7 protein-coding genes are annotated in these 8,054 nt (G+C 73.7%); 5 read left to right on the top strand and 2 right to left on the bottom strand.

Translation table 11 applies throughout. The features are described from left to right. Positions 1-23 precede the first annotated feature (23 nt). Positions 24-716 (bottom strand): glycerophosphodiester phosphodiesterase family protein, encoded by a 693-nt coding sequence (locus tag GQS09_RS25205; RefSeq protein ID WP_165989866.1) that lies wholly within the window; start codon positions 714-716, stop codon positions 24-26. Between the two features lie 254 nt (positions 717-970). On the opposite strand from GQS09_RS25205, the gene GQS09_RS25200 reads away from it, so the two are divergent. The 3 genes from GQS09_RS25200 to GQS09_RS25190 all read left to right on the top strand — a co-directional run bounded on the left by GQS09_RS25200 (position 971) and on the right by GQS09_RS25190 (position 4,802). Further along, positions 971-2,365, top strand: coding sequence for a DUF6421 family protein (locus tag GQS09_RS25200; RefSeq protein WP_165989865.1), 1,395 nt, complete (start codon positions 971-973; stop codon positions 2,363-2,365). A 202-nt stretch (positions 2,366-2,567) separates the two neighbouring features. After that, positions 2,568-3,524, top strand: a complete 957-nt coding sequence (locus GQS09_RS25195) for an SDR family NAD(P)-dependent oxidoreductase (RefSeq protein WP_165989864.1) — start codon at positions 2,568-2,570, stop codon at positions 3,522-3,524. A gap of 153 nt (positions 3,525-3,677) precedes the next feature. Continuing rightward, positions 3,678-4,802 (top strand): threonine aldolase family protein, encoded by a 1,125-nt coding sequence (locus tag GQS09_RS25190; RefSeq protein WP_399552600.1) that lies wholly within the window; start codon positions 3,678-3,680, stop codon positions 4,800-4,802. Between the two features lie 40 nt (positions 4,803-4,842). Here the strand turns inward: GQS09_RS25190 and GQS09_RS25185 are convergent, their stop codons facing one another. Beyond that, positions 4,843-5,565, bottom strand: a complete 723-nt coding sequence (locus GQS09_RS25185; protein WP_165989863.1) for a 1-acyl-sn-glycerol-3-phosphate acyltransferase — start codon at positions 5,563-5,565, stop codon at positions 4,843-4,845. 445 nt (positions 5,566-6,010) lie between these two features. Here GQS09_RS25185 and GQS09_RS25180 point away from each other — a divergent pair, with 445 nt between their 5' ends. Both GQS09_RS25180 and GQS09_RS25175 read left to right on the top strand, forming a co-directional pair. Then, positions 6,011-6,793, top strand: coding sequence for an electron transfer flavoprotein subunit beta/FixA family protein (locus GQS09_RS25180; protein ID WP_165989862.1), 783 nt, complete (start codon positions 6,011-6,013; stop codon positions 6,791-6,793). Between the two features lie 69 nt (positions 6,794-6,862). After that, entirely contained in the window at positions 6,863-7,825 is a 963-nt protein-coding gene (locus GQS09_RS25175) for an electron transfer flavoprotein subunit alpha/FixB family protein (RefSeq protein ID WP_165989861.1), read from the top strand. Positions 7,826-8,054: the final 229 nt, after the last annotated feature.

Genomic DNA, 8,054 nt, shown 5'->3' with positions numbered 1-8,054 from the left:
CCGGCGGGTGAGGGCGGGGCGGGTCAGCCGGCCGCGGCGGCGGCCCGGGCGGCCCGCACGATCTCCGGCCGGTCGGTGACCACCCCGTCCAGGCCGAGCTCCCGCACCCGGGCCAGCTCCGCCCGGGTGTTCACCGCCCAGGCGATCACCTCGACGCCCGCCGCCCGGGCCCGGCGCACGGTGTCCGCGTCCAGCCGTGCCAGCTCGCAGGAGATCATCTCCGCGCCCAGCGCGGCCGCCCGCTCCGGCGCGGAGGCCGTGGAGGCTCCGGTGACCAGGGCCAGCGGCACCCCCGGCAGCAGGTGCCGGGTCTCGCGCAATGCCTCGTCGTGGAAGGAGATGACCCGCACCCGGTGGTGCGCGGCCAGCTCGCCGATGGCCGCGGCCAGCGCCCGGGCCGCGGCCCGGTCCTTGATCTCCGCCTGCACGGGCAGACCCACCGCGCCGACCGCCTCCGCGAAGACCGGTACCCGCTCGCCCAGCCCGGCGTCCAGTCCGCGCAGCTCGGCCAGGGTCAGATCGCCGATCCGGCCGGTGCCGTCGGTGGTGCGGTCCACCGTGGCGTCGTGCATCACCACCAGGTGGCCGTCCTTGCTCAGATGCAGGTCGAGTTCGACGACGTCCACGCCGTCGCGCTCGGCCCGGCGGAAGGACCGCAGGGTGTTCTCCGGCTCGACGCCCATCAGTCCGCGGTGTCCGACGGTCAGCAGTGGCATGGCCGCCACCCTAGAGCAGCCCGCCGGCGGGCCGGGTGACGGCCGGACGGCCTGCCGGTGAACGCCGCCGGAGCCTGGCCGCCGGTGCGCCGACCGCAAGGATGCGCGAGACTTCCCCGGTTCACCGGATCGAAAAAGGAAAAGAAGCGGCGAGATGGCTTATCGACCGCAAGATTTACGAAGATCGGCCTTGCTGGACCACGCCACTCCGGATACGGTGCCAGTACGCAAGATTTTTCTGTGGAGGACTGGTCATGACGGAAACCCTGGCGCCCGACACGGCTCGCGGCGGCAAACCCTCCGCCGCCCGCGTGGTCGATCACCCCGCCTGGGCGGTGCTCAAGGAAGCCGTCGAGGCCATCCGCCCGGCGCAGGCCGGGGACGGCTCGATCGACTTCACCGCCGAGGGCGCTCCGGCCGAGGCCGAGATCCGCCGCCACCTGGACCGGGCCGTGGAGTCCGTGGAGCGCCTCGCCCCGCTGCTGCCGCACAATGCCGGCTACCACCGGGCGCTCGTCGCCGACCTGCGCCGCTGGGCGGACCAGGGCTTCGGCGTGCCGGACTTCCTCGACTCCCTGATGGCCTTCCGGCCCGCCGAGCACCGCACCGACGGCATCCAGCACCTGGTCGTCTTCCCCATGTACACCCAGAACGGCAACCCGGACCGCAATCTGGAGGCCGTGGTGCTGCGCGTGGTCTGGCCCGGCTGGCTGGCGGAGCTGGAGCGCACCCGCTACGACAACCCGATGTTCCTCGGCATCACCTTCGAGGACTTCACCTCCGGCTACGACACCAACTCCGCGGTGCTCTTCCCGGAGACCGTGGCCGTCCGGGAAGTGCCCGAGCGGTTCTCCTGGGGCGCCATCTTCTGCGACCGCGAGGCCGCGCGGTTCCGCCGCGTGGTCAGCGCCGCCTGCGAGATCACCCGCCTGGAGCTTCCCGGGGACATCGGCGGACTGCTCCAGGACCAGCAGCGCGCGCAGCAGACCTTCGTGCTCTGGGACATGATCCACGACCGTACCCACAGCCACGGCGACCTGCCCTTCGACCCGTTCATGATCAAGCAGCGCCAGCCGTTCTGGATGTACGGCCTGGAGGAGCTGCGCTGCGACCTGACCGCCTTCCACGAGGCCGTCCGGCTGGAGGCGGACGGCTTCCCGCAGGGCCGGGACGTGCAGTACGCCATCCTGCTGGAGCGCCTCTTCCGCTTCCCGGTCACCGGCGAACGGGTCCGCAACTACGACGGGCTCGGCGGCCAGCTCCTCTTCGCCTACCTGCACAAGCACGACGCGCTCCGCTGGACCGACAACCGGCTCAGCCTGGACTGGGACCGCGCCCGCGAGGTCACCGACCGGCTGCGCCGGGAGATAGGGCAGCTCTACCGGGACGGCATCGACCGCCCCAAGCTGGTGCACTGGCTCAAGGCGTACGAGCTGGTGGCCGCCTACCTCGCCCCGCACCCCGGCTCGGTCTGGGCCAAGGGCCCGGAGGCGCTCGACCTCTCCCTGCCGCCGCGCAAGCTGGTGGACGACGTCCTGCCCGACGAGTTCCCGCTCAGCCTGTTCTACGAGGCCCTCCGGCGGAAGCTGCGCAAGGTGATCGCCTCCACCCGGGGAATCACCGCCGAGGCCCCCGCCCTGGCGGCCTGAGCCCGGCCGCGCGGACCGCGACGGGCCGCGCCCGGGGCCGCGCCGCCCGGCCGGTGCGTGAACCGGACGCGCGGCGGGACCCGTACGACCCATGACCGATCCCCCAGGAACACCCCCGGCCTGGGGGATCGGCGTTGCACACGCTCTGCCCGCCCGCACCCGGCACGGCATGATGGTGGGGCGAGACGAGGAGGCGACAACGATGAGCACCCAGAACCCGGCCGCGGACCGCGGCCCGCTGGAGGGCGCGGTGGTCGCGGTGGCCGGAGCCGGCGGCCCGGCCGGGCAGGCGGCGCTGCTGCGGCTGGCCCAGGCCGGCGCCACGGTGGTGGCGGCGGACGCCGATCCGGCCCGGCTGGCGGCAGGCGTGGAGGCCGCCCGCTCCGCCCACGGCGGCGCCGCGGTCACCGGCGACACCGTGGACCTGCTCGACCTCGCGGCCACCCGGGAGTGGGCCGCCCGCACCGAGAAGGAGTTCGGCCGGATCGACGGACTGGTGCATCTGGTGGGCGGCTGGCGCGGCNTGGAGGCCGCCCGCTCCGCCCACGGCGGCGCCGCGGTCACCGGCGACACCGTGGACCTGCTCGACCTCGCGGCCACCCGGGAGTGGGCCGCCCGCACCGAGAAGGAGTTCGGCCGGATCGACGGACTGGTGCATCTGGTGGGCGGCTGGCGCGGCGCGCCGTCCTTCGCCGACACCGATCTGCACGACTGGGACTGGCTGGAGAGGCTGCTGATCCGCACCGTGCAGCACACCTCGCTGGCCTTCGAGCCCGCGCTGTCCCGCAGCCGCAACGGCCGCTATGTGCTGATCAGCGCGGCCGGCGCGTCCCGCCCCACGGCCGGCAACGCCGCCTATGCGGCGGCCAAGGCCGCGGCCGAGGCATGGACCCTGGCCATGGCGGACGGCTTCCGCAGGGCCGCCGGCCCGCAGGGCCCGGCCGCCGCCGCCGTGATCCTGGTGGTCAAGGCCCTGGTGCACGACGCCATGCGCGCCGAACGGCCGGACGCGAGGTTCCCCGGCTACACGGATGTGAAGGACCTGGCCGACCGTATCCGGGGCCTGTGGAGCACGCCCGCCGTGGAGCTGAACGGGCAGCGCCTGTGGCTCACCCCGCANGTATCCGGGGCCTGTGGAGCACGCCCGCCGTGGAGCTGAACGGGCAGCGCCTGTGGCTCACCCCGCAGCCGTGACGCCCGCCGTGAACCCCGCCGTGAACCCCGCCGTGAACCCCGCCGTGAACCCCGCCGTGAACCCCGTCGTGAACCCTGCCGTGACGCCCGCCGTGAACCCCGCCGCGAAGCTGGAGCCATGAACCCCGCCCACCGCACCGCCATGGACCCGGCCCTGGACCCGGAGCCGGCCGCCGCACGGACCGACGCCCGCCGCCGCCACGACCCGTCGGTGCGCGGCTTCGCCAGCGACAACTACGCCGGCGTGCACCCCGAGATCCTGGCCGCGCTCGCCCTGGCCAACGGCGGCCACCAGCCCGCCTACGGGAACGACGACTACACCGCCCACCTCCAGCGCCTGATACGCAGCCACTTCGGCCCGCGCGCCGAGGCCCATCCGGTGTTCAACGGCACCGGCGCCAACGTGGTCGCGCTCCAGGCCCTGGCCGACCGCTGGGGCGCGGTGATCTGCGCGGAGAGCGCCCACATCAACGTGGACGAGGGCGGCGCCCCGGAACGCATGGCGGGGCTGAAGCTGCTCACCGTGCCCACCGAGGACGGCAAGCTCACCCCCGATCTCATCGACCGCCAGGCCTGGGGCTGGGAGGACGAGCACCGCGCCATGCCGCAGGTCGTCTCCCTCACCCAGGCCACCGAACTCGGCACCGTCTACACCCCGGACGAGATCCGCGCCGTCTGCGAGCACGCCCACGAGCGCGGCATGACCGTGCACCTGGACGGTTCCCGCATCGCCAACGCCGCCGCCTCCCTCGACGTGCCGATGCGCGCCTTCGCCAACGCCGCCGGAGTGGACGTGATCTCCTTCGGCGGCACCAAGAACGGCATGCTCTACGGCGAGGCCGTGGTGGTGCTCAATCCGGACGCGGTGCGCCGGATGAGGCACATCCGCAAGATGTCCATGCAGCTGGCCTCCAAGATGCGCTTCGTCTCGGCGCAGCTCGAAGCGCTGCTGGCGGGGGATCTGTGGCTGCGCAACGCCCGGCACGCCAACACCATGGCGCGGCGGCTGGCCGAGGGGGTGCGCCGGGTGCCCGGCGTGGAGATATCCCAGGCGGTGCAGGCCAACGCCGTCTTCGCCCGGCTGCCGCACGACGTCTCGCTGCGCTTGCAGAAGCGCTACCGGTTCTACTTCTGGGACGAACCGGCCGGCGAGGTGCGCTGGATGTGCTCCTGGGACACCACCGAGGAGGACGTCGACGGCTTCCTCGCCGCGCTGGGGGAGGAGATGCGCCGCGGCGCGTAGCCGTCCCGCCCGCGCTCCGGGCCGTCCGCCCGGCCCGGGGTCAGCCGGCCGGGGGGCCGGGGGCCGGGGCGGGCGCGGTGCCCCCGAGATGCGCGGGAATCCACCAGGTGTCGGAGGCGTCGCGCGGCCGGCCCGGATACGCCCGCTGGGCGGCCTCCAGCAGCTCCTGCACCCGTTCCCGCAGCCGTTCGCTCACCCGGTCCGCCGGCTCGTCGGGGTCGGCCTGCAGCGGGCGGCCCACCCGGATGGTGACGGGGAAGTGGCGGCGGCCGAGATCCCGGCGGCGGCCCTTGGTCCACAGCCGCTGGGTGCCCCACAGCGCCACCGGCACCAGCGGCACCCGGGCCTGCTGGGCCAGCCGGGCCGCCCCGGTCTTGAAGGTCCTGAGGGTGAAGGACTCCGAGATGGTCGCCTCCGGGAAGACCCCCACCAGCTCGCCCGAGCGCAGCGCGGCCAGCGCCTGCCGGAATGCCCCCTCGCCCTGGGCGCGGTCCACCGGTATGTGCTTCATGGCCCTCATCAGCGGCCCGGAGAGCCGGCCGCGGAAGACCGACTCCTTGGCCATGAAGCGGGTCAGCCGCTTCGACGGACGGGCGGCCAGCCCGGCGAAGACGAAGTCCAGATAGCCGATGTGGTTGCTGACCAGGACGGCGCCGCCGCGGCGCGGCACGTGCTCGGTGCCGGCGATGTCGAACCGCAGGTCGAGCGCCTTGAACAGGGTCCGGGCTGCGCCGATCACCGGCGGGTAGACGAGATCGGCCATGGCGGTTCCTTCATCCGGTCGTGCGCGCGGGCTGCGGCCCCTGTGCGGGGAACCCTAACCTACGGTTGGGTAACCTCCATGGGGCCGGACGGCCCCGCCGGTCCGCTGTCCGGAGTGATCCGCCTCGCATCGCTCCTCCCGGCCTTGACGTCTCCTTCCGGGCCGCTGGGATCATGGCGGCCGAGGGGCCCGGACGGAACCGGGGGCACGCGGGAGGAGGGGTGAAAACCCTTGTGCCCGGCGACATCCGCCCCCGTAGTGCGGGTAGGCAAGGTCACAACGCGCGTTTCTTGAAGCGGCGGGAAAGCGTAGGGTGTACTGACGAGTAACAAGCCGGGCGGGAACCGGGTGACTCCGCCCGCGCCCGCCCGGAATGTGAACTCCGGGCGCATATGCTGCCTGGAACGGCAGCCGTGATGGACCGATAGCAGGTAGGAGAGCCGGCGTGAGCTTGAGGATCGTTGTCTGTGTGAAGTACGTGCCCGACGCCACCGGCGACCGGCGCTTCACCGAGGACCTGGTCGACCGCGAGTCGGTCGACGGCCTGCTGTCGGAGCTGGACGAATACGCCGTCGAGCAGGCTCTCCAGATCGCCGAGAGCGCCGACGACGCCGAGGTCACCGTGCTCACCATGGGCCCGGAGGACGCCACCGACGCGCTGCGCAAGGCGCTCTCCATGGGCGCCGACAAGGCCGTGCACGTGGAGGACGACGACCTGGTCGGCACCGACGCGGTCGGCACCTCCCTGGTGCTGGCCAGGGCCATCGAGAAGACCGGCTACGACCTGGTGGTCTGCGGCATGGCCTCCACCGACGGCACCATGGGGGTGCTGCCCGCCATGCTCGCCGAGCGGCTGGGCGTGCCCCAGGTGACCCTGCTCTCCGAGGTCTCCGTGGAGGACGGCCAGGTCACCGGCCGCCGGGACGGCGACACCGCCTCCGAGCGGCTCCGGGCCGCACTGCCGGCCGTGGTGTCGGTCACCGACCAGTCCGGCGAGGCGCGCTACCCGTCCTTCAAGGGGATCATGGCCGCCAAGAAGAAGCCGGTGGAGACCCTGGACCTGGAGGACCTGGAGATCGAGGCCGAGGAGGTCGGCCTGGAGGGCGCCTGGACCACGGTCGACGAGGCCACCGAGCGCCCGGCCCGCACCAAGGGCGAAGTGGTCACCGACGAGGGCGAGGGCGCCAAGCAGCTCGCCGCCTTCCTCGCGGACCGCAAGTTCATCTGAGCGGTCCGCGGCGTCCGCCCCCGCAGTCGTCCCGTCGTCCTCCCTCTTTCCGCGCAGGAGCGAAATCCCATGGCTGAAGTCCTTGTCTACGTCGACCACGTGGACGGTGCCGTCCGCAAGCCCACCCTGGAACTGCTGACCCTCGCCCGCCGGCTCGGCGACCCGGTCGCGGTCTTCCTGGGCGCGGGCGCGGACACCGCCGCCCCGGTGCTGGCCGAGTACGGCGCGGTGCGGGTGCTCACCGCCGACGCTCCCGAGTTCGCCGACTATCTGGTGGTGCCCAAGGTGGACGCCCTCCAGGCCGCCGCCGCCCTGGTCTCCCCGGCCGCGGTGCTGGTGCCGTCCTCGGCCGAGGGCAAGGAGATCGCGGCCCGCCTCGCGGTCCGGCTGGGCTCCGGCATCATCACCGACGCCGTCGACCTCACCGCCGGTGACGAGGGCCCGGTGGCCACCCAGTCGGCCTTCGCCGCCTCCTTCACCACCAGGTCCCGGGTCACCCGGGGCACCCCGGTGATCACCGTCAAGCCCAACTCCGCCGCCCCGGAGGCCGCGCCGGCCGCCGGCAGTGTGGAGCCGCTGGCCGTCACCTTCGGGGAGCTGGCCACCGGCACCAAGGTCACCGCCCGCACCCCGCGGGAGTCCACCGGCCGCCCGGAGCTCACCGAGGCCGCCATCGTGGTCTCCGGCGGCCGGGGCCTGAACGGCGCCGAGAACTTCCCGCTGGTGGAGGCGCTGGCCGACTCGCTGGGCGCCGCGGTGGGCGCCTCCCGCGCCGCGGTGGACGCCGGCTGGTACCCGCACTCCGCGCAGGTCGGCCAGACCGGCAAGACGGTCTCCCCGCAGCTCTACATCGCGGTCGGCATCTCCGGCGCCATCCAGCACCGGGCCGGCATGCAGACCTCGAAGACCATCGTGGCGATCAACAAGGACGAGGAGGCACCCATCTTCGACCTGGTCGACTTCGGCGTGGTGGGCGACCTCTTCGAGGTGGTCCCGGCCCTCACCGAGGAGGTCAGGGCCCGCAAGGCCTGAGCAGGCCCCGGCGGCCGTGCCGCAGCGGCGCCGGACGGCGATGCCGTCCGGCGCCGTGCGCCGTTCCCGGGCCCTCTGTCCGGGCCCGGACCGCTGTTTTCCCTTGTTCCCGGTTCCTGCGCCCGCCGCCGGTCAGGTGGCGGCGGGCGAGGTCCGTCGGAGCCGGAGCCCGCGGCGCCCGGCGGGCGGTACGGTGCCGTGCCCGGCCGCCTCGGCGTCCGCGGCGTCC

Origin of the sequence: Streptomyces sp. YIM 98790 (assembly GCF_011421595.1) — a bacterium.
In the GTDB taxonomy this organism is placed as follows: Bacteria; Actinomycetota; Actinomycetes; order Streptomycetales; family Streptomycetaceae; genus Streptomyces.
This window is presented reverse-complemented; position numbering and strand designations above follow the sequence as displayed.

What these genes read in the sequence shown, in the direction of transcription:
- GQS09_RS25205 (WP_165989866.1), bottom strand. Translation starts at nt 716, where the DNA reads ATGCCACTGCTGACCGTCGGACACCGCGGACTGATGGGCGTCGAGCCG.
- GQS09_RS25200 (WP_165989865.1), top strand. Translation starts at nt 971, where the DNA reads ATGACGGAAACCCTGGCGCCCGACACGGCTCGCGGCGGCAAACCCTCC.
- GQS09_RS25190 (WP_399552600.1), top strand. Translation starts at nt 3,678, where the DNA reads ATGAACCCCGCCCACCGCACCGCCATGGACCCGGCCCTGGACCCGGAG.
- GQS09_RS25185 (WP_165989863.1), bottom strand. Translation starts at nt 5,565, where the DNA reads ATGGCCGATCTCGTCTACCCGCCGGTGATCGGCGCAGCCCGGACCCTG.
- GQS09_RS25175 (WP_165989861.1), top strand. Translation starts at nt 6,863, where the DNA reads ATGGCTGAAGTCCTTGTCTACGTCGACCACGTGGACGGTGCCGTCCGC.